This is a genomic window from Halarchaeum rubridurum (assembly GCF_014647115.1).
Taxonomy (GTDB): domain Archaea; phylum Halobacteriota; class Halobacteria; order Halobacteriales; family Halobacteriaceae; genus Halarchaeum; species Halarchaeum rubridurum.
In genome coordinates, this window is sequence record NZ_BMOO01000004.1 from 154,511 (window position 1) to 174,387 (window position 19,877).

Consider the following 19,877-nt stretch of genomic DNA (forward strand, 5'->3'; position numbering starts at 1 on the left):
CCCTACGACGTCAACGCGTACCACTCGCTCCCGACGTAGTTGCAGAGCCCGCCGCCCGTGACCGCGGAGAGCGACGCGAGCCAGTAGGGGGCGGCGAGCCACCGCAGACCCGCGGTGAGGACCGCCGTGTAGACGAGGTAGCCGAGCGTGCAGACGCCGAGGTAGCGGACGAAGCGCCGTCTGAGCTTATCGGTCGCCTCGAAGGTGTAGCGGCTGTTGAGCGCGAACGTCCACGTCGCGGCCCCGAAGAAGGCGACGAACGCCGAGACGACGTAGGGGGCGTCGCCGAGCGTGGCGAGGAGGAGGACGACGTTCAGTATCGCCCCCGAGAACCCGACGGCTCCGAACTCGAAGACGCGGACGGCGCGCTCGGGCCGGCAGAACCGTCCGACGCCGGCGCGTCTGGCGGCGGTTTCGAGCGCCGCCTCGACGCGCGCGAGCGTGGAGTCGGTCATGACCGAGACTGGAGGACAGTATCGCCGTGAGACGGATAAAGGTTGTCGCGGCTCGGCGGGGTGAGCGCGTCGCGGAAGACGGAAAACGAAAAACCGCAGGGGAAGAGGGGTGGGCCGGCGGTCGGTCGCCGGCCCGGACGGAGTGGGGCGGTGGCCCCGGGAAGCGTCAGTCGAGGTCGAAGCGGTCGAGGGTCATGACCTTGTGCCAGACCTCGACGAAGTCCTCGACGAGTTTCTCCTCGCCGTCCTCGGCCGCGTAGACGTCCGCGTGAGCGCGGAGGCGGGCGTTGGAGCTGAAGATGAGGTCGAAGCGCGTGGCCTCCCAGACCTGCTCGCCGCTGTCACGCTCGTAGCCCTCGAAGACCTGCTCGTCGTCGGAGACGGGCTCCCACTCGTAGTCCATGTCGAGCAGGTTGACGAAGAAGTCGTTCGTGAGCGCGCCGGGGTCGTCCGTGAGGACGCCGCGGTCGGTGTCGTCGTAGGTCGCGCCGAGCGCGCGCATCCCGCCGACGAGCGCCGTCAGCTCCGTGACGGAGAGGTTGAGGAGTTCGGCCTTATCGACCATGCGCTCCTCGAGGGTGTCGTAGAGGTCGTTCCAGTCGCCGTCACCGAGGTAGTTCCGGAAGCCGTCGGCCTTCGGCTCCAGCGGCTCGAAGGAGTCGGCGTCCGTCTGCTCGGCGGTGGCGTCCGTGCGACCCGGCTCGAAGGGGACGTCGACGTCGTAGCCGGCGTCCGCGGCCGCGTCCTCGACGCCGACGTTGCCGCCGAGGACGATCAGGTCCGCGAGGGAGACCCGGACGTCGTCGTCGCGGGACTCGTTGAACTCGGCCTGAAGCTCCTCGTAGGTGTCGAGGACGTCGGCGAGCGCCTCGGGCTCGTTCGCCTCCCAGTTCTTCTGGGGTTCGAGGCGGATGCGCGCGCCGTTCGCGCCGCCGCGCTTGTCGCTGTCGCGGTACGTCGAGGCGGACGCCCACGCGGTCTTGACGAGGTCGGTGCGCGAGAGGTCGGCGTCGCGGATCGCGGCTTCGAGTTCCGCGACCTCGTCCTCGCCGACGGTCTCGTAGTCGGCGTCCGGGATGGGGTCCTGCCAGACGAACTCCTCGTCGGGGACCTCGGGACCGAGGAAGCGCTGGGCGGGGCCCATGTCGCGGTGGATGAGCTTGTACCACGCGCGGGCGAAGGCCTGCTGGAACTCCTCGGGGTTCTCCTTGAAGTTCTCGAGGACCTCGCGGTAGTCCTCGTCGTGCTTCAGGGCGACGTCCGTGGTGAGCATCATCGGCTGCTCGGACTCGTCGAAGTCCTGGGCGGCGGGGGCCTTCTCGATGTCCTCACGCTCTTCCTCGCTGGCGGGCCGCCACTGCCACGCGCCGCCGGGGCCCTTGTGCGGTTCCCACTCGTACTCGAGGAGGTTGTCGACGTAGCCCGTGTCCCACATGGTGGGCGCGGAGTTCCACGGCCCCTCGATGCCGCTCGTTATCATGCCGGCCTTCTCGAAGTCGTGGTCCCAGCCGAGGCCCTGATCCTCCATCGGGGCGGCCTCGGGTTCGGGGCCGACCTCCGTCTCGTCGTCGGCACCGTGGACCTTCCCGAAGGTGTGGCCGCCGGCGATGAGCGCGACGGTCTCCTCGTCGTCCATCGCCATCCGGGAGAACTCCTCTCGGATGTTCGCCGCCGAGCCCTCGAGGTCCGGTTCGCCGTAGGGGCCCTCGGGGTTCACGTAGATGAGGCCCATCACGGTGTTGGCGAGCGGGTCCTTGAGGTTCCCGACCTCCTCGTCCTCGAAGCGCTCGGGGTCGGTGGTCTCCCACTCGGTCTCGGGGCCCCACTCGACGGCCTCGTTGGACTTGTACTCGTCCACGCGGCCGCCGGCGAAGCCGTACGTCTCGAAGCCCATGGTTTCGAGGGCGACGTTCCCCGCGAGGACGATGAGGTCGCCCCACGAGAGCGCACGGCCGTACTTCTGCTTGACCGGCTGGAGCAGGCGGCGGGCCTTGTCGAGGTTGACGTTGTCGGGCCAGCTACTCTCCGGGGGGAGCCGCTGAAGCGCGCCGGACGCGCCCGCGCGGCCGTCGATGGTCCGGTACGTCCCGGCGCTGTGCCAGGCCATCCGGATGAACAGCGGACCGTAGGTCCCGTAGTCGGCCGGCCACCACTCCTGCGAGTCGGTCATCACGTCCTGGATGTCCGACTTCACCTCGTCGAGGTCGAGCTCCTGGAACGCCTCGGCGTAGTCGAAGTCCTCACCGTACGGGTCGAGCTCCGCGGCGTTGTCGTCGAGGATGTCCAGTCGCAGCAGCTCCGGCCACCACTCCTGATTTGACCAGGTCATCTTGTACGCGATTGCACACGCGTTATGAGCATAAACATACCGATTGCTTTCGATACGCGACCGTAATTTTCCCCGTGGCGCCCGAGTCTTTGCGTACCGGAAACAATAGTTTGTGAATAGCGCGTCGAGAGGGGGGGAAGCCACGCGGCGACGGCCGGAAGTACCCGCCGAAGAGGGGAGTGGCGACCGCCGGGCGACTATCGGCGGCGGGGGAGTCGCTACTCGCCCTCGACGAGCCGGCGGAGCTGCTCGGGCGGGACCGCGCCGCGCGCCGCGTACCCCTCGTACGCGAACGTCGGGACGCCCGTGACGCCCTGCTGGTGGGCCTCCCCGAACTTCGCTTTCAGCGTCTCGCGGAGGTCCTCGTCCGCCACCGCCTCGCGGATTTCCTCGGGGCCGATTCCGACCTCGTCGGCGATGTCGGCGAGGACGTCGACGTCGCCGATGTCGCGCTCCTCCTCCCAGAGCGCCGTAAAGAGCGCCCGGTCGAAGTCGAGCCACGTCTCGTAGTCGCGCGTCTCCTTCACGTGGTAGGAGGCGACCTGCGCGTCGAGGGAGTCGACCTCGTCGCTGGCGAACGCCGACGCCATCTCGTCGGCGTCGTACTCCTCGCGGAGGCGCTCGACGTTCTGTCTGGCCTGCTCGTAGTACTCGTCGTCGTGCCCGCTCTCGCGGACGACCTCGCCCTCATCATCGCGCTGATTCGAGCGCAGGTCGAAGGGGTGCCAGTCGATCTCCAGGTCCTCCTCGCGGGACGCCTGGTACTCGGCGAGCGAGCGTCGCCCGAGGTAGCAAAAGGGGCAGACGTAATCCGAGAAGACGGTGATGGTCTCGGCCATGGGGAGAGAACGCGCCGAGGCGGAAAGAAGCCGGCGGCCCCGGCACGGACGGCGGGTAGCGACGACCGACAGCGGCCGGCGAGACGTGGAGGGGTGACGGGGAGCGACGACCGAACTCGGAGCCCGGAGTCGCCCGACGCGATGGGTATTTCCGCGGCGGCGCGCTCACCTAGCGGTATGGACGCGGCTCTGGGACCACCGGCGGCGATGGCCGACCACCGGGAGGAGCTGACGCCGATGATGGCCCAGTACCACGACCTCTGTGCGGAGTACGACGACTCGCTCGTGCTCTTTCAGGTCGGGGACTTCTACGAACTCTTCTGCGAGGCGGCGGAGACGGCGGCGCGCATCCTGGAGATCACGCTGACGAAACGCGAGGACTCGACGGGGAGCTACCCGATGGCGGGCATCCCCATCGACAGCGCGGCCTCCTACATCGAGGGCCTGCTGGAGGCGGGCTACCGCGTCGCGGTCGCCGACCAGGTCGAGGACCCCGACGAGGCCAGCGGCATCGTCGAGCGCTCCGTGACGCGCGTCGTCACGCCCGGGACGCTGACCGAGACCGAGCTCCTGCGCTCGGACGACAACAACTTCGTCGCCAGCCTGACGCGCGGCGACGAGGGGTACGGCCTCGCCTTCCTCGACGTCTCGACGGGCGACTTCGTGGCGACCGGCCCGGACGCCGCGGCGACCGTGCGCGACGAGATCGCGCGCTTCGACCCCGCGGAGGCCATCGTCGGCCCCGACGCCTCGGCCGACTGCTTCGCCGACGACTGCATGGTCACCGCGTACGACCCCGGGGCGTTCGCGGCCGACGCGGCGCGCGGGCGCGTCGCGGACTACTTCGGGTCGCCGGACGCCCACCTCGGCGGCGAGGCGGAGGTACGGGCCTGCGGCGCGCTGCTCGCGTACGCCGAGTACACCCGCGGCGGCGAGGGCGAGGACGACCGCCTCGACTACCTCACGCACCTGACGCGCTACGACCCCCGCGAGTACATGGTGCTCGATGGCGTCGCGCTGCGCTCGCTCGAACTCTTCGAGCGCCGGAGCGTCCACGGGAGCGAGGGCACGGCGCTCGTGGACGTCCTCGACGAGACGGCGTGCGCGCTCGGCGCGCGGCGGCTGAAGGACTGGCTCCGCCGCCCGCTCGTCGACGCCGACCGCATCGAGGCGCGCCACGACGCCGTCGGCGAACTCGTCTCCGACCCCCTCACGCGCGACGCCCTCGCGGACGACCTCGCGGACGTCTACGACCTCGAACGCCTCATCTCGAAGGTGTCGCGCCGCCGCGCGGACGCCCGCGACCTCCGCTCGCTGAAGGCGACGCTCGACGTCGTTCCGGGGGTCATCGACGAGCTCGCGGACGCGGAGAGCGACCTCCTGTGCGATCTACGTAGTCGTCTCGACGGCCTCGACGACGTCCGCGAGCTCATCGGGAACGCGATCCACGAGAACCCCAAGCGCGAACTCACCGAGGGCGGCATCATCGCGGACGGCTACGACGAGGCGCTCGACGACCTCCGGGGGACGCGACGCGACGGCGAGCAGTGGATAGACGACTTAGAGACCCAGGAACGCGAGCGCACCGGCATCGACTCGCTGAAGGTCGGGCACAACTCCGTCCACGGGTATTACATCGAGGTGACGAACCCGAACCTCGATTCGGTCCCGGAGAACTACGAGCGCCGGCAGACGCTGAAGAACTCGGAGCGCTTCGTCACGCCCGAGTTGAAGGAGCGCGAGGAGGAGATACTGAACGCCTCGGCGCGCGCGGACGACCGCGAACTCGACCTCTTCCGGGAGGTCCGCAGGGAGGTCGGCGAGGCCGCCGAGCGCGTCCAGCGGGTCGCGGACGCCCTCGCCGCGCTCGACGCGCTCTGCTCGCTCGCGGCCGTCGCGGCCCAGTACGACTACTGCCGGCCCGAGGTCGGCGCGGACGGCTTCGAGATCGAGGGCGGGCGACACCCCGTCGTCGAGCGGACGGAGGAGTCGTTCGTGCCGAACGACCTCTCGCTCACGCGCGAGACGCCGCTCGCGGTCGTGACGGGGCCGAACATGAGCGGGAAGTCGACGTACATGCGCCAGGCGGCGCTCGTCGCGGTGCTCGCGCAACTCGGGAGCTTCGTGCCGGCGCGCGCCGCGCGCGTCCCGCTCGTCGACCGGGTGTTCACGCGCGTCGGCGCGAGCGACGACATCGCGGGCGGGCGCTCGACGTTCATGGTCGAGATGACCGAGCTCGCGGACATCCTCCGCGACGCGACAGAGAACTCCCTCGTCGTGCTCGACGAGGTCGGGCGCGGGACGAGCACCGCGGACGGCTACGCCATCGCGCAGGCCGTCACGGAGCGCCTCCACGACGAGGTCGGCGCGTACACCCTGTTCGCCACGCACCACCACGACCTCACGGCGGTCGCCGACGACCTCGACGGCGCGCGCAACCTCCACTTCCGCGCGGCGCGCGAGGGCGACGACGTCACGTTCGTCCACGAGGTCGCCGAGGGCGCGGCGAGCGCCTCCTACGGCATCGAGGTGGCCGAACAGGCCGGCGTCCCGCCGGGCGTCGTCGAGCGAGCGCGCGACGTCGTCACCGAACGCGCGAAAGCCGTGGACGAGGAGGACGGGGACACGGACGCAGAGACGGGCGCAGCGATAGACGCAACCGAAGCCACAACCGCCGACGCGAGCGCCAGCGCCGACGGCGGGAACGCGGACGCCGACGCCGCGGTGCTGGACGAGCTCGCGGCGCTGAACCTCGCGGAGATGACGCCCATCGAGGCGTTGACGACGCTGAACAGGCTCCAGCGGGAGCTCTAAGGCAGAAATATTTGATCAACTACCGCGTCCATCTGCATATCGTGTGAGGCAGACACTTATCGGCTAATAATTCAATGCAGCCGCTAGAATAGACGGGTATTCCTCGGCGTGAAAAGTCGACTATATACTTTTGTTGAACCCATAGTCGGCTCGCTTGTACCGCTGTGAGATTTCTATCATATCGGTAAAATCGTGACTGTCGCTGTCGTACCACCATGATAGCAATATTAGCACAATCTTCTCTGACTCACTAATTTCATACTTCTGGCCAATTCTTCTGACTACTTCTGGGATTATTTCTCCATAGTCCGCTGTTAAATCGGAAAGTGTCTTAATATCGGCCGATGATAGTGCTTCAACTGTTGTGTCACTTACTATAGTAAGGCCATCCAGATTAGTCGAGGGGAGGGCTACTTCTCTCTCAAATGTGACTGTAACCGGAGTCTCCAGCAATGGCACAGTACTTCTCTCAATCGTCTGCTCGGCGCGCTTGAAGCCGTTGCGGGCCTGCCGGAAACGAATGCGGGAAACCGTCTCGTTACCAATCAAATACTGAACAATTGCGTCTTGGAAGTTTTGCTCAGATGATTGCAGGTCTTCCGCTAGTGATGACCGTTGTTCGCGCTGAGTCGTCACGGTGTTGAGCGCCATTTTTGTAGTTTCAAGTCTAGCTTTAGGATCCTCTATATTATCGCCATCAACCGATTTTGCTGCCTCAATCGCTCGTTTGAGTTGTGTGATCGCTTCTGCGTACGCGTTTTCAGCCCGTACATAATCACCGCTTGCTTTGGCCGTCTCAGCACGGTCAATCGTTTCAATAGCGAGTTCTTGCAGTTGGCTCGGCTCAGCTGGATAGTCCTCGGGTTCCGGGTCGGGTATTTGTCGCAGTTCTGGGTCGGTAGTACTCGTATCGCTTGGTTGGGTTGGCCCAGAGGAGCGGGCGGACCAGTACTGCCGTATGAATTCTCCTACACCAAGAACTCCACCTGCGACAAGGAAGAGAGAAATCGGAAGTTGATTTTCTTTGAGGAGGGTGAATAACGTTGTCTCATCTGAGCCTCGGCTTATTTCAGTAGTAGCTGTGGTCGGAGTACTGGAGTTTTGGCGTGGTCTAGTAGTAGTTGGGATTATGACCGACTGTTCGGCGTACCGCCAGTCAGCGTGATGTCCGAGTGTCCCCAGTGTAGTGCGAGACCCTTCACTGGAGCCAGTAACCCCAGCGTCCACCGCATAAAGGGATCGGTAGCCACTAACGAATATAGTGCCATCTACTACGGTCGGCGATGACCGCCCCAGACCGTATGCCTGTGGTTCAAAGGCCCACTCTTCTTCACCCGTCTCGGCATTCACCGCATACAGGTTCGAATCTCTACTACCGACGAAAACCGTCCCATCCACCACCGTCGGCGATGAGCGAACCTGACCGCCGGTAGCGAAGGTCCACTCCTCTTCGCCCGTCTCGGCATTCACCGCATACAGGTTCGAATCTCCACTACCGACGAAAACCATCCCCCCCACTACCGTTGGTGATGACCACCATAGATACTCGTCTTTGAAGGCCCACTCCTCTTCGCCCGTCTCGGCATTCACCGCGTACAGATTCGAGTCACTACTAACGATGAAAACTATCCCATCCACCACCGTCGGTGATGAGTGAACCCGACCGCCGGTATAGAAGGCCCACTCTGCTTCACCCGTCTCAGCATTCACCGCGTACAGGTTCCGGTCCATACTACCGACGAAAGCCGTTCCATTTACTACCGTTGGCGACGAACCACCTCCACCATAGGTGAAGGCCCACTGTAGATCTCCGGGATCAGCAGCAGCAGTAGTAGAGGTCGTATAACCTACAATACCTAATGCAGTGAACGCGCTGGTCGTCCTGAGAACTTGTCGCCGTCCACACACTGGTGTATCACTCATACGTCTATAATAGATCACATAGAGGTTAATTGATGGGGCCTATCTAGTGCCACTGTTCAGATTAGAGTTGAGGGATGAGGCGGCCGGGCACTGTCTAGTTCTGGATCTCGTTAATCGGTGTCCTTCCATCAAGAGTCTGACGCAGTCTGTAGCGGTTGTAATAAGGCATGAACTGTTCAATTTCGACAGCGGTTTCATCAACTGTGACCCGCTTCGGCTGCGCCTCAAACGGGTCACATCCGCTGTCAGCTCTAAACAATATGATCGTACTCTTGGTAAAGTTCAAGTGAGTGTCACGGATACACACAGCCAAATGGGATGGGACTACGCGACCAATCAATCCGAGCTTCCTGATCGGGTTATCGGTCACCTTGAGGACGAAGGATATACCGGCAATCAGTTTGTGGTTGGCTTTCCCGTTAAGAAGGGGGTTATTCGGACAAAATCGATACTTACGCTCATATCTAATGATCTGTACGTAGTTTCGATCAATTTATTTGACGAGACGGGGACTGTATGGAGATTGTCGGAATTAGATTCGCTCATTGTCAAAGGGGGCGACGGCGATTACCGCATTTACGTAGCCGATACGACGGACTCAAAGCTAGTTTGTTCAGCTACTGGATCAGAACGGATGATCGCGTTCTTGACCGCCTTGCATAGAGAGTACAGTGAAATAGTTGATATTGAAGCTCCACCGGCACTACTCAAGCAGTCTAAGGAGTCAGAAGATCATCATAGACGGGATCAGCGTAATGGCAAGCGTGCGCATGCACATTGGGAATATGCGGACGCACTCGTCGAACGAGGTGAGTATGAACATGCGGTCCGTGAGTATGATTCTGCTCTTACGAAATATCGTACGGCTCGGATGAGCGCCATGGACGAGGAGCGTATCGATAAGTTCGACCAAACGATTAATACAATTTCTACTGCTCAAGAAAACGCCGAGGAAAAGCGAGATGTAGTGGCGGAGGTGGCGAAGATACTGAAAGATGCAGAGACCCACCTCACAGAAGCGAGTGATGCGCTTGCAACCGAGCGGAGTGTAGTAGCTCAGACGCGCTATCGACAGGCGGACAACCGTTACAAGGAGGCAGAAGAGAAGTTGTCTTCCGTCGAGGTTAACGATCTGAATCTGGAGGTGGAGGGCCAATCATTTACTAGTCGTACCCAAATCAAGACGCGTCGAGAAATGGCTTCTGCTGGGCTCTTTATTTGCAGCTAGCTAGTGTGACATCTACAGAAAAGTGGAGCAAATGCCTCAATAATCGACCCCGGGGTGGTTTATGTCTATTTCGTGCTGTGTAATCGGACGCTGATGGCCTAGACAAATCGTATTTCGAATCCGAATGGAGGAGGGTGGGAGATGACAAGTCGGGAAATAAAAGTCTGTTGTAATTTTTTAAATTAACTTATTATATGTATGTATTTAATCCTATCGTTTATGTCGGTATGCTGTGACCCTTCTGGTAGGAATGACACTTCCGGATCAAATTTTTAGTATCGGCGGGGCAGGCAAGGACATCGGTATGGAAATCCTTGAATCAGAGTGGGTTCTTCGAGAGGTACTCCAACCACGCCCCGACCCAGAAACACTTACCATAACATTCCTCGACACTGCATCTGAAGAAAAGAATGATGACCTGGAACGTATCAGCGATATTCGTCAAAAGCGCGATGAAATCAAGGAAGAATATCGGGAAAGTTCAGAAGGAGGACGAGTTGGGGACGTAAAAGTCAGATACAAACTAATCACCGAAAACATCATGCTCAACAGTCGGATTGATCTCGTGGGAGACGACGTCGTTCCACGAATTACATCCGGCACCGGAATCCCAGAGCAGAACTGGTGGGTTTCAGAAAAGCATATCGAAGAAAACCTCAATTTCGCGAAGGGGGCTGTCCGAAAACGGGGGCTCGGCAAAGCTATGTACTACAAAGCATACGCCGAGGATGACCAACTCGCTACGATGATCGACATCCCTTCGAAGGGGGAGATTGCGATCATATCCGGAATTGGTGGCGGTACGGGCTCCGGTCTGTTCATCGATGTCGCCCAAGAACTGACCAAGAAGATGCCGACAGCCGATATTACGCTCTTCGGTGTTCTTCCCAACCATACAGAAGGACTACGTGAGAACGCGAATGCATTCGCTGCACTCTCCGAACTCGAATGGCTTAGCCTTACAGGTAATCCACTATTCAAGGACCGAATTCTGATGCCTATTGACCCCACGGGGTTCGATGGTAAACGGGGTAACCGCGTCGAATCTGATCAGATGATCGAAGAGTTCGACCAAGCCGCGGTATACCTCCTCCTTGCATATTATAATAACCAAGGAATGGAAGACGTCTTTAGTGGATCACCACAGTTTGCGCCATTTACGATAGGTATCCCCCAAATTCTCCGGTATAACGTAGAAGCGATTCAGGAGGCGCGGAAGTCTATCGAGAATATCCTCAACTTCAAAGAAGACGCGCTTGACGCAGAGCGAGACATCTACGAGGAAGTGGAGATATTCCTTGATTCACAATACGGTGAGGTCGATGGTGGACTCCGGGGAGAAGAGGAAAGTGATCTATCGAACCGGCTGACGACCTTTGAGTCACTCCTCGAATTCGACCTTTTTGAAGAGTTAGAATACGAATCTGTCAATCTGTTTCGGGAAGTTCTGGCCGACGCCGCCGAAGAATCGGAAGAGATAGGGGAACAAATAGATATCATCGGTGGCTCGCTACGAGCGGGCGTCGCGATGCCGAATGAGCAGACGACGTACGCAGATAATGTTGACGCTCATCTCTCAGAGGTCCTGCAACAAGACCTCGATCTCATCACACGCCGGAAACAGATCCTAGAACAGAAAAGCGCGATCGACAACAACCGCGTCCGCCGTGCCGTCGAATCCATCCTCGGACTCGAAGATGCAGCAAGTAGCGCCGGCAGAACGGTCCGCCGATTAGAATCACAGCTATCCGAAGCAGAGGAAAAGCGAGCGCGACTCAACGAAGAGCTCGCAGAAGCAGCTAGCAAGCTAGAGTCAATCCGCGAAGAGCAAAAAGAGGAAGTCAGTGCAGATGTCTCTCGGTGGGAACGGGATATTGAACACCATATAGAGCAACTTTCAGCGATCGCCTACGACGAGATCAAGCGGGATCTCGACTCACTTCAGACAGCTCTCTCGCAATACAGAGGTGAAATCGTAAACTCGGGGAGCACTGAAGAAGTGGAGAACGTCAACCCTGGTGAGGTCAATACTGCGCTTGACTCACTCGAGGAATCTCTTCGACCAACCGGCGTCTCTATTGAGGACGACAAGCGAGCAATCCAGCGATCACTCTCCGAACTCCAGAACGCCCGAAAAGCATACATTCACCTCGAACGGGAAGAGAGTACGCTCGAGCGTCTCGCACCATGGGACTCCTCAACGAAAGAAGAGAAACAGGAAGCACAGAAGACCTTCCGAATGGCGTCGAACCGTCTTGACGACACCGGCGTGTTCTCCGTTGGACCACCAAGCGCACAGTTTTCCTCAGAGCTCGAATATAACCCAGATCCGGTGTTAGGAAAGGTTGAGGAGAGACAGGATGAACTCGAAAAGGACATCATCGATAAACTCCGCGATCAGCTCGAAGAGGAACTACCACGCGAGGTGAAAGATGACCTAGAACGCGAATTGGACGAGCAAGAAATCGACCGTGAGGCCTGCCGTGATATCGCTCGACGTGTATTTGAAAACGAGTTGGACGGGACAGCAGATATTGAATCGCGTCGAGAGAACCTCAACTCACGGATAGAAAACCTCGACGAAGATATCAGTCTCTACGAATCAGTGATCGACCTATTTGAGTCGGTCAGTAACCGCCGCGGGGTGTTCAAAGACCACCAATCGTCGTTCCAAGAGGCATTATCAGACTTCGACGAACGGTCAAGCCGATCTGTCACAACGGAATCGGAGGACTATGTCTACATAAAGAATGTCCAGCCACAGCAAGTATTCCAAGCAACCGGAAGCAAAACGCTCTCCGACACTGGCCTGTTCAACAATCGTCAAGAGCTAAATCGAGTTCGAGACAACCTCGAAGAACTAGCGAACAACACACTTGATCGTCAGTACACCGGCCTCCAACGGCGTAAGCTGAGTCATAACGGTCGTCGCTACTCAGATCTCCGGGTTCGTGTCGCAGTATTAAGCGAAGCGGTCGACCAACTCGAAAGCGACACAATCAACCTCAAGTCTACATACGAGGAAGCCTTTGATCTCGAAGGGAACCCGACAAAGCAACGATATAGTGCCTGGAACGCCGATATCGGTGATGACTGGGATATCGGGATGGCGGTGTTTGTTGACGGCGTCTTCTTTGATAATATTCGGAAAGCCGTGCAAGCAGACGGCTACGCGAGCGGCTATGAAGAATGGGCAACTAATCCCGACGTTGATATCCAGATTCATCATAGCCTCGGACTCGAAGACGGGCACTATGTCCGTCGGAAAGGCACTCTTAACGTCGAATCGAGCGACGACGTGAGCTTCTTACTACAAGATGAATCGGATGTCGTAGACGGTCTCTTGCAAGAGTGGTCTGAACAGATTAATTCGCTGGCAGACGATGCGCCAGATGGCACGAAGCTCAAAGAGGGGGTAGACGAGATGGAGAGCGAGCAGGGAGGTGGATCATCGTGAAGGCGGTTAAGGCGATACAACAGAACTCTGAAAAAGTCGTCCTCGCAGTCTATATGGCCGCTATCGTGGTGTTTGCGGCCTTGCTTACCCCCATGCTCGGAGATGCGTGGCGTGGGGGCGGCCTCACCCGGTTCCTCTTCCGAACACGGCTACTCGTCGGATTGAGTCTCGACGTCATTGCCTCCGCCCTACTCGGCCTCTACTTCGGGTTCCTCCTCCTCATGGTAGTGGACACTAAAAAGCGCCTACAGGGAGTCTTATTGTTCGCTGGTTCAGTTATCGCACTTATCATTCTATCTGGTATGGGACTCCTGTTGCCGAATATCGATTCAATATCAAACCTCCCGTGGATTGCTATCGGCCTCGCCGCTAGTGCTTTCCTCGGAGGAGGGCGAACGCTCTCAAACATTACTTCCGGAGGTGTGTTGGAATTCCGGGGAGCGTCAAAGGCAATCTACTACATCCTTACAGCCGTCGTTGTGTTGAGCTTCGTTGAATTCCATCTTGAATATCAGCTACCGGTTAGTATTACCGCAGGTGGCATCTCATTGCCACCTAACTTTTCACCAAGAATTCAGATAATCGGTGGTGCACAGCAGATAATATTCCACACAATACTCGTTACCGGATTCGTCGTCACAGCTCGTCGCTTCGTCACATACGACGCCGAACAAGATTTCTTCGTCCTCGGTCCGAAGGCATCGGGGAAGTCGCTCTTGCTCGTTGGTTCTTATCTTGAAGCACTTAACCGACTAAACAACAAGGAGCAACAAGTTCCGCTTGACCCGAGCCAAGATCTTATGAATCTGGTCGGTGAACTAGATCGCCAACAGGATGGGTGGTTCGTAGATGCGACTCGCCAGCGAGAGCTGGAGGATCTACAATTCAAATACGTTCACGGCTCTATTTTCCCACGAAATGTACAAGTTTCAACGCTAGATTATGCAGGCGAGCTGCTTGAGCAACTCCCAGACGCGCTGATGAGTGCCGGATCAAGCGGAGACCTTCCATCAACGGTGAATCAAGCTTCCCGTTCAATTCAGGAGGCGGATACTCTCGTACTGCTAATTGACTCAAACCGATTTCTGGAGAATGAGCGCCTTGATATTGAGCCGTATTTCGATATCCTCCAAGCCACGGACAGTAAGGAGGTCATTCTTGTCGCGACAAAGTCCGACATCTTCGCAGAAGAATTTCGTGAGGAGCAAGGTCTGCAGGCTCAGCAGTATTTCGACGAGTTCAAGCAATATGTCGACGATCGGCTCTCGCAGAACCAGTCGGTCCAAGCGCTCAAAGCTCAGACAGATCAACCGGTTATTCACCCAGTCTATTATCAGACACGAATTGACGAAAACGGGGAGCGCGTCCCGATGCGTAACAGTGGATCGGTCGCAACAGTTGGGTTTGATCGCCTACTCGATATGCTAGGGGAGAAGTAAGATGACGAGCGTACAGATCTATGATTCGCAGGGATATCCGCTTAGTGAACAGGGAGACGCACGAGATCGGACGATCCAAGAGATGGGTCAGTACGGCGTTGTGTTCTCGCTTGAATTCGGATCTGTCACTGAGGTCATCGTCTATTTCCGCGGTTACGAGAGTCAAAGTGGCCGGATGGAACAATACTACGCTCGAGCTATTTCAGATATGCAACCAGATCTGACCGACATCAATAGCGCAATTATCTCGAAAGCAGAACAACGCCACGGCTTAGAGATCGAAGAGTCAGCAAGTGGTGAGAATTTCTTCAATACTCTCCAGAAGTCCATCAAGCGAGAAGTTGCCTCCCGAGACCAATGTAATCGAATAAATTATCTACTCTCGCGGGGCCACCAGCTCCGGTTCGGGATTCCGAGCTATGAAGAAGGGCTTCAGCTCATCTCACAGATACAAGGCATGAAGCCAGGGCTCCGAGTTGCAGTTGTCCAAGGTGAAGGTAGGGTCCCCGACTCACTTGGCCAGTACGACCTCGTTATCGAGAAAGGGGACTACGTATCCCTTGAGCCGCTTGATAGGACGGAAGAGCTGATGGATCCAAGTACGGTGGATCACTCTACAGACGACCGCACGATTTCGGTCGATAATCGAACAATCAATCTAACAGCTGCACTCGAGTCAATCGCCATCAGTGTCGGCGTTATCGTCTTACTATCTCTACTTTATGTCGCAGTAGCTCTGATCGGCCTCCATTACTTAAATACGTCACTACCTGGAGCAGAGGTGATCAAGAATACTATCTGGATCTGGTAGGCATCTCAGCTCATACCTCAACCGACGGTCAGCATCTCCATGTTTTCCTTCAGTGGTTTCCTTATGTACGACCAATTCATCGGGACAGGGTTACGCTAGCGAAAAACGGTTCCCGAACGTATATTAACGAGGCCGGGAAATTTGAGCGGCCAAGCCGCGGTTGGCCGGGACGGCTATTCAAGAAGGTCCGTCAGCACGCTGGCAGTACCGAGGACAAGTAGTGAATCAGCTCTGAATCAGTCCCTGAGACATTCTCCTTGGCCACCGGTAACGGTTGAATAGTTGACTTATTTTCGCATTCTCAAGAAGTTAGATCAAATAGTGGAACCGAAGACTTACGGCTCCAGGCTCACGAACTCGTGGCCGTCGCGGGCGAGCACGCGGCGCGTTCGCGGCGTGCAGGAGGGCGCGACGAGGATGCCGCGGACCTCCGCGTCCGCGTGGAGGTCACGCGAGAGCGCGTCGACGTAGCGCGCGAGTTGGCTCGCGGCGTCCGGGCCGGCGCGGACGGCCTTCAGTTCGACGGCGACGGGGCGACCGCTCCGGTCGCGCCCGAAGACGTCGACGGGGCCGGCGGGCGTGTCGCGCTCGGCCGCGAGCGCGCTGAACCCCGCCTCGACGAGTTCGGGGTCGGCGAGGACGCGCTCCTTGAGGTCGGCCTCGGTCCCCGACACCTCGACGTCGGCGTCGCGCTTCTCGACCGGCATCGCGCTCGCGCGGGCGACGCGCTCGAAGGTCACGACGAGCTCCTCGTCGGGCGACTCGCGCGTCGCGGTGAGGCGAACCGCGCCGTCCTCGTGTGCGACGTCGACGGCGTCGGCGCTGAGGCGGTTCTGCGGCGTCGGACCGTCGGCGGCGTGCACGAGGAGCGTGCGGTCGGGTTTGAGCGCGACGAGGCGGTCCGCGGGGCCGGCGGAGGAGCGCGTCCGGCCGTCGTAGGCGACGTGACAGCGCCCGAGGAGCGTGCAGAAGGCGCCGCGGTCGCGGGCGTCGCGGACGAACGCCGCGGCGACGGCGGGCGCGGGATCGACGAGGGCGTCGGGCGTCTCGGACACGCAGCGTACTCGGCGGCGGAGGGAGAAAAGCGACGCGGCGAGCACTCGGCGCGCCGGTGCGGGCGGGAGCGGGAGGTGCAAACCTAAGTAGCCGGTCCGCGAACGCCGGCGTATGTCCGAGTGCCCCGAATGCGGCGCGGAACTGGAACTGGCGGAATCGGTCGAGACCGGCGAGATCGTCGACTGTGGCACCTGTGGTGCGGAGCTCGAAGTGACGGGCGAGGACCCCGTGATGCTCGACCTCGCGCCCGAACTCGACGAGGACTGGGGCGAGTAGATGCGGCTCGGCTTTTGCTACTCGCGCATCCGGAAGGACGAGACCCTCCTGCTCGACACGCTCCGCGAGCGCGGTCACGACGTGGCGAAGATCGACGTCCGCGAGCCGCGTTTCGCCATCGACGAGCGGCCCGAGGAGTTCGACGACCTCGATCTCGTTCTCAATCGCTGTCAGGAGTCCTCGCGGGTGCGCTACGTGAGCCGGTTCTGCGAGCACTACGACGTCCCCGTCGTGAACGGCTCGGAGCCGACCTCGACGTGCGCCGACAAGGTCCGCGGGAGCCTCGCGCTCGCCGACGCGGGCGTCCCGACGCCCCGGACCGAGGTCGCCTTCGACGTCGAGAGCGCCCTCGACGTCGTCGAGGCCTTCGGCTACCCCTGCGTGCTGAAGCCCGTGACGGGGTCGTGGGGGCGGCTGATGGCGAAGATCGACACGCGGGACGCCGCCGAGGCGATCCTCGAACACAAACAGACCCTCGGGAGCTACGAGCACTCCGTCTTCTACGTCCAGGAGTTCGTCCCGAAGCCCGACCGGGACATCCGGGTCGTCGCGGCGGACGGCGAACCCATCGCGGCGATGACGCGCTCCTCGAAGCACTGGATCACGAACGCCGCGCGCGGCGGCGAGGCGACGGCCTTCGAGGTGGACGACGAGGTCGCGGCCCTCGTCACGCGCGCGAGCGACGCGGTCGGCGGCGGCCTCCTCGGCGTCGACATGATGGAGACCGGAAGCGGCTACACCGTCCACGAGGTGAACGCGACCTGCGAGTTCAAGGCGCTGAACGACGCGGTCGACGTCGACGTCCCCGGCGGAATCGTCGACTGGCTGGAGACGAAAGCGGGGGTGAGCGCCGCGTGACCAGCGTCGAACCCGCGGCCCGACTGGGTCACACTCACCACCGGGGGTGGTTCGCGTGACGGTCGTGGTGAAAATCGGCGGCGCGAAGGCCGTCGACCCTGAGGGCGCGCTCGCGGACGTCGCGGCGCTCGCGGACGACGGCGAGGACGTCGTCGTCGTCCACGGCGGGTCGACGATGGTCGACGAGACCCTCGAACGCCTCGGTATCGAGCCGGAGTACGTGGAGACGCCGGGCGGCGTCGTCGGGCGCTTCACGGACGAGGCGACGATGGAGGCGTTCAAGATGGCGATGCCGGGCGTCGTGAACACCGACCTCGTCGCCGGCCTCCAGAACCAGGGCGTGGACGCCGTCGGCCTCTCCGGCGTCGACGGCGGCCTCCTGACGGGCCCGCGGAAGTCCGCGGTGCGCGTCGTCGAGGACGGAAAGAAGAAGATCAAGCGCGGCGACCACTCCGGCACCATCGAGGACGTCAACGACGACCTCCTCACGCGGCTCCTCGATGGGGGGTACACGCCGGTCGCGTCGGTGCCGATGCTCGGCGTCGAGGACGACGGCTCCTACACCCCGGTCAACAGCGACGCCGACCGCTCCGCGGCGGCGGTCGCGGGCGCGCTCGACGCCGACCTCGTACTCCTCACGGACACGCGGGGCGTCTATCGGGACCCCGAGGACCCCGAGACGCTCATCGAGCGCGTCTCGACGCCCGCGGAGTACGACGAGCTCCGGACGGCCGCCGAGGGGTTCATGAAGCGGAAGGTGATGGCGGCCGAGGAGGCGCTGCGCGGTGGCGCGCCCTCGGTCGTCGTCGCGGACGCGAACGCCGACGAGCCGATTCGCTCCGCGCTTCGGGGCACCGGGACGACCATCGAGCGCGACGCGCTCCCCGAGGAGTAGCGCGGGGCGGCGCGTCGCTGTCGGTAGAGCGGGAGGGCGCTCCCGCCGCTTGGCGACGGTGAGAGCGCGAAGAAGCGGCGCGACGTCGACCGTCGCACCTCGGTCGTATCTAGTCCCTGTGACGAGAGCGACTTAAACGACGTCGGTGGTCGTCCGGCGGAGGGCAACGACGAGGACCGCGACGCCGACGAGGAACGGCGTGGCGAGCGGCGGTGCGTGGAGGGCGTCGAGGACGAGGGAGCCGACGCCGACCAGAACCGCGGCGAGGGCAGCGACGGAGAGCGCGCGCATAGAGGTACGACGGACGACCGTCGCAAAGAACTGCCGCTCCGCGACGTGGCGGTGGGCGCCCCAGAACACGGGGCGACCCTGCTCGTATCTACTACTTGTGGCGAGAACGACTTAAATGACCGGCGGGGCGTGGGCGTCGGTGTTATGCGTCGCGGGCGTGGCGTCGTAGACATGGACGGCGACGGCTCGACGGCGAGCGTCCGGGGGCGAGTGCGTTTCTACCTCCAGGACGGCGAGACGGCGGCGGGGCGCGCGCTCGACGCCGCGCTGTTCGCGTTGAACCTCGCGTTCGTCGCCATCTACGTCGCGCAGACGTATCCGCTGTCGGCCGACGTCCGCGCGGTCCTCTGGAGCGCGGAGCTCGCCATCGCCGCCGTCTTCGCGGTCGAGTACGCCCTCCGCGTGGGGGTCGCCGACGACGCGCTCGCGGCGGTCCGCGACCCGTACGCGCTCGTGGACCTGCTGGCCATCCTCCCGACGTTCGCGGTGTTCGTCCTCCCGGCCTCGGCGGTGGCGTCCATCGGCTTCCTCCGCGCGGTCCGCGTCGTACGCGTGCTTCGGTTCTATCGGTTCACGCGGGACGCCGAGTTCTTCTTCGGGACGGTCTCGGACAACGTCCTCCGCGCGGCCAAACTGCTCGTCACCGTCCTCGTCATCCTCTTCGTCTCCGCGGGGCTCTTCTACAGCGCCGAGCACGCCGCGAACCCCGCCGTCGGGACGTTCGGCGACGCCTTCTACTACACCGTCGTGACGCTCTCCACGGTCGGCTTCGGCGACGTCCTCCCGGTGACGACGCTCGGGCGGTGGGTCACCATCGCAGCGATAATTGCCGCCATCATCCTCGTCCCACAGCAGGCGAGCAAGATAGTCAAGAAGTGGACGCGCCGCGAGACGGTCGACGTCACCTGCCCGAACTGCGGGCTCTCGGCGCACGACCCCGACGCCTCGCACTGCAAGGCCTGCGGGCACGTCATCTACCAGGAGACGGACGGCACGGAGTGAGGGGACGACGGGCGGGAGGCGAAACGGGACGGAGCCGTCGCTCCGTGCGTGGCGTCGGTCGCCCCAGAACACGGGGCGACCCTGCTCGTATCTATTGCTTGTGACGAGAACGACTTAAAGAGCCGCGGGCCGGCGAGGCGGTGCGTTCTTACTCGCCCGCGGCCACTTATCGCCATGATCGAGACGCCCGCGCGGACCGGGGTG

General features: G+C 61.2%; 15 protein-coding genes. 9 read left to right on the forward strand and 6 right to left on the reverse strand.

The window, feature by feature from the left end:
• Positions 1-2: 2 nt before the first annotated feature.
• From IEX84_RS09630 to IEX84_RS09640, 3 genes are all read right to left on the reverse strand, one after another.
• A complete protein-coding gene (locus IEX84_RS09630; protein WP_188872301.1) occupies positions 3-455 on the reverse strand; it encodes a GtrA family protein in 453 nt (150 codons plus the stop codon).
• A gap of 166 nt (positions 456-621) precedes the next feature.
• On the reverse strand, positions 622-2,784 hold the full coding sequence (katG, locus tag IEX84_RS09635; RefSeq protein ID WP_188872303.1) for a catalase/peroxidase HPI: 2,163 nt from the start codon (positions 2,782-2,784) through the stop codon (positions 622-624).
• A 218-nt stretch (positions 2,785-3,002) separates the two neighbouring features.
• On the reverse strand, positions 3,003-3,623 hold the full coding sequence (locus IEX84_RS09640; RefSeq protein ID WP_188872305.1) for a DsbA family oxidoreductase: 621 nt from the start codon (positions 3,621-3,623) through the stop codon (positions 3,003-3,005).
• Positions 3,624-3,800: 177 nt separating this feature from the next.
• On the opposite strand from IEX84_RS09640, the gene mutS reads away from it, so the two are divergent.
• Entirely contained in the window at positions 3,801-6,437 is a 2,637-nt protein-coding gene (gene mutS, locus IEX84_RS09645) for a DNA mismatch repair protein MutS (RefSeq protein ID WP_188872307.1), read from the forward strand.
• Between the two features lie 120 nt (positions 6,438-6,557).
• On the opposite strand, the gene IEX84_RS09650 is transcribed toward mutS, so the two are convergent.
• The gene (locus IEX84_RS09650) at positions 6,558-8,360 is read right to left on the reverse strand and encodes an outer membrane protein assembly factor BamB family protein (protein WP_188872308.1); all 1,803 of its coding nucleotides are present in this window, start codon (positions 8,358-8,360) and stop codon (positions 6,558-6,560) included.
• Positions 8,361-8,673: 313 nt separating this feature from the next.
• On the opposite strand from IEX84_RS09650, the gene IEX84_RS09655 reads away from it, so the two are divergent.
• The 4 genes from IEX84_RS09655 (at position 8,674) to IEX84_RS09670 (ending at position 15,295) form a co-directional block, all read left to right on the forward strand.
• Positions 8,674-9,588 carry a tetratricopeptide repeat protein gene (locus tag IEX84_RS09655; protein ID WP_188872311.1) on the forward strand — a complete coding sequence of 305 codons (915 nt, stop codon included), beginning with the start codon at positions 8,674-8,676 and terminating at the stop codon, positions 9,586-9,588.
• 250 nt (positions 9,589-9,838) lie between these two features.
• The gene (locus IEX84_RS09660) at positions 9,839-13,045 is read left to right on the forward strand and encodes a tubulin-like doman-containing protein (RefSeq protein ID WP_188872312.1); all 3,207 of its coding nucleotides are present in this window, start codon (positions 9,839-9,841) and stop codon (positions 13,043-13,045) included.
• On the forward strand, positions 13,042-14,484 hold the full coding sequence (locus tag IEX84_RS09665; protein WP_188872314.1) for a P-loop NTPase family protein: 1,443 nt from the start codon (positions 13,042-13,044) through the stop codon (positions 14,482-14,484). Before IEX84_RS09660 ends, IEX84_RS09665 begins: the two co-directional genes overlap by 4 nt.
• 82 nt (positions 14,485-14,566) lie before the next feature.
• Positions 14,567-15,295 carry a hypothetical protein gene (locus IEX84_RS09670; protein WP_188872316.1) on the forward strand — a complete coding sequence of 243 codons (729 nt, stop codon included), beginning with the start codon at positions 14,567-14,569 and terminating at the stop codon, positions 15,293-15,295.
• 335 nt (positions 15,296-15,630) lie between these two features.
• Here IEX84_RS09670 and nucS read toward each other — a convergent pair whose 3' ends face one another.
• Entirely contained in the window at positions 15,631-16,350 is a 720-nt protein-coding gene (gene nucS, locus IEX84_RS09675; protein WP_188872318.1) for an endonuclease NucS, read from the reverse strand.
• Between the two features lie 112 nt (positions 16,351-16,462).
• Between nucS and lysW the strand changes: the two genes are divergently transcribed.
• Genes lysW through IEX84_RS09690 form a run of 3 tightly spaced genes read left to right on the forward strand, consistent with a single transcriptional unit; the run spans position 16,463 to position 18,380 of the window.
• Positions 16,463-16,627, forward strand: coding sequence for a lysine biosynthesis protein LysW (lysW, locus tag IEX84_RS09680; RefSeq protein WP_188872320.1), 165 nt, complete (start codon positions 16,463-16,465; stop codon positions 16,625-16,627).
• Complete coding sequence (lysX, locus tag IEX84_RS09685) at positions 16,628-17,485, forward strand: lysine biosynthesis protein LysX (protein ID WP_188872322.1); 858 nt, start codon at positions 16,628-16,630, stop codon at positions 17,483-17,485.
• A gap of 55 nt (positions 17,486-17,540) precedes the next feature.
• Positions 17,541-18,380: an acetylglutamate/acetylaminoadipate kinase gene (locus IEX84_RS09690; RefSeq protein WP_188872324.1), complete on the forward strand. Its 840-nt coding sequence runs from the start codon at positions 17,541-17,543 to the stop codon at positions 18,378-18,380.
• Positions 18,381-18,512: 132 nt separating this feature from the next.
• Here IEX84_RS09690 and IEX84_RS09695 read toward each other — a convergent pair whose 3' ends face one another.
• Positions 18,513-18,671 carry a hypothetical protein gene (locus IEX84_RS09695; RefSeq protein ID WP_188872326.1) on the reverse strand — a complete coding sequence of 53 codons (159 nt, stop codon included), beginning with the start codon at positions 18,669-18,671 and terminating at the stop codon, positions 18,513-18,515.
• A gap of 171 nt (positions 18,672-18,842) precedes the next feature.
• Here IEX84_RS09695 and IEX84_RS09700 point away from each other — a divergent pair, with 171 nt between their 5' ends.
• A complete protein-coding gene (locus tag IEX84_RS09700; RefSeq protein ID WP_188872328.1) occupies positions 18,843-19,673 on the forward strand; it encodes an ion transporter in 831 nt (276 codons plus the stop codon).
• Positions 19,674-19,877: the final 204 nt, after the last annotated feature.

Excerpts from the sequence above, each read along its gene's own strand:
- IEX84_RS09630 (WP_188872301.1), bottom strand. The coding sequence starts at position 455 with ATGACCGACTCCACGCTCGCGCGCGTCGAGGCGGCGCTCGAAACCGCC.
- katG (WP_188872303.1), bottom strand. The coding sequence starts at position 2,784 with ATGACCTGGTCAAATCAGGAGTGGTGGCCGGAGCTGCTGCGACTGGAC.
- IEX84_RS09640 (WP_188872305.1), bottom strand. The coding sequence starts at position 3,623 with ATGGCCGAGACCATCACCGTCTTCTCGGATTACGTCTGCCCCTTTTGC.
- mutS (WP_188872307.1), top strand. The coding sequence starts at position 3,801 with ATGGACGCGGCTCTGGGACCACCGGCGGCGATGGCCGACCACCGGGAG.
- IEX84_RS09650 (WP_188872308.1), bottom strand. The coding sequence starts at position 8,360 with ATGAGTGATACACCAGTGTGTGGACGGCGACAAGTTCTCAGGACGACC.
- IEX84_RS09655 (WP_188872311.1), top strand. The coding sequence starts at position 8,674 with ATGGGATGGGACTACGCGACCAATCAATCCGAGCTTCCTGATCGGGTT.
- IEX84_RS09660 (WP_188872312.1), top strand. The coding sequence starts at position 9,839 with ATGACACTTCCGGATCAAATTTTTAGTATCGGCGGGGCAGGCAAGGAC.
- IEX84_RS09670 (WP_188872316.1), top strand. The coding sequence starts at position 14,567 with ATGGGTCAGTACGGCGTTGTGTTCTCGCTTGAATTCGGATCTGTCACT.
- lysW (WP_188872320.1), top strand. The coding sequence starts at position 16,463 with ATGTCCGAGTGCCCCGAATGCGGCGCGGAACTGGAACTGGCGGAATCG.
- lysX (WP_188872322.1), top strand. The coding sequence starts at position 16,628 with ATGCGGCTCGGCTTTTGCTACTCGCGCATCCGGAAGGACGAGACCCTC.
- IEX84_RS09695 (WP_188872326.1), bottom strand. The coding sequence starts at position 18,671 with ATGCGCGCGCTCTCCGTCGCTGCCCTCGCCGCGGTTCTGGTCGGCGTC.
- IEX84_RS09700 (WP_188872328.1), top strand. The coding sequence starts at position 18,843 with ATGGACGGCGACGGCTCGACGGCGAGCGTCCGGGGGCGAGTGCGTTTC.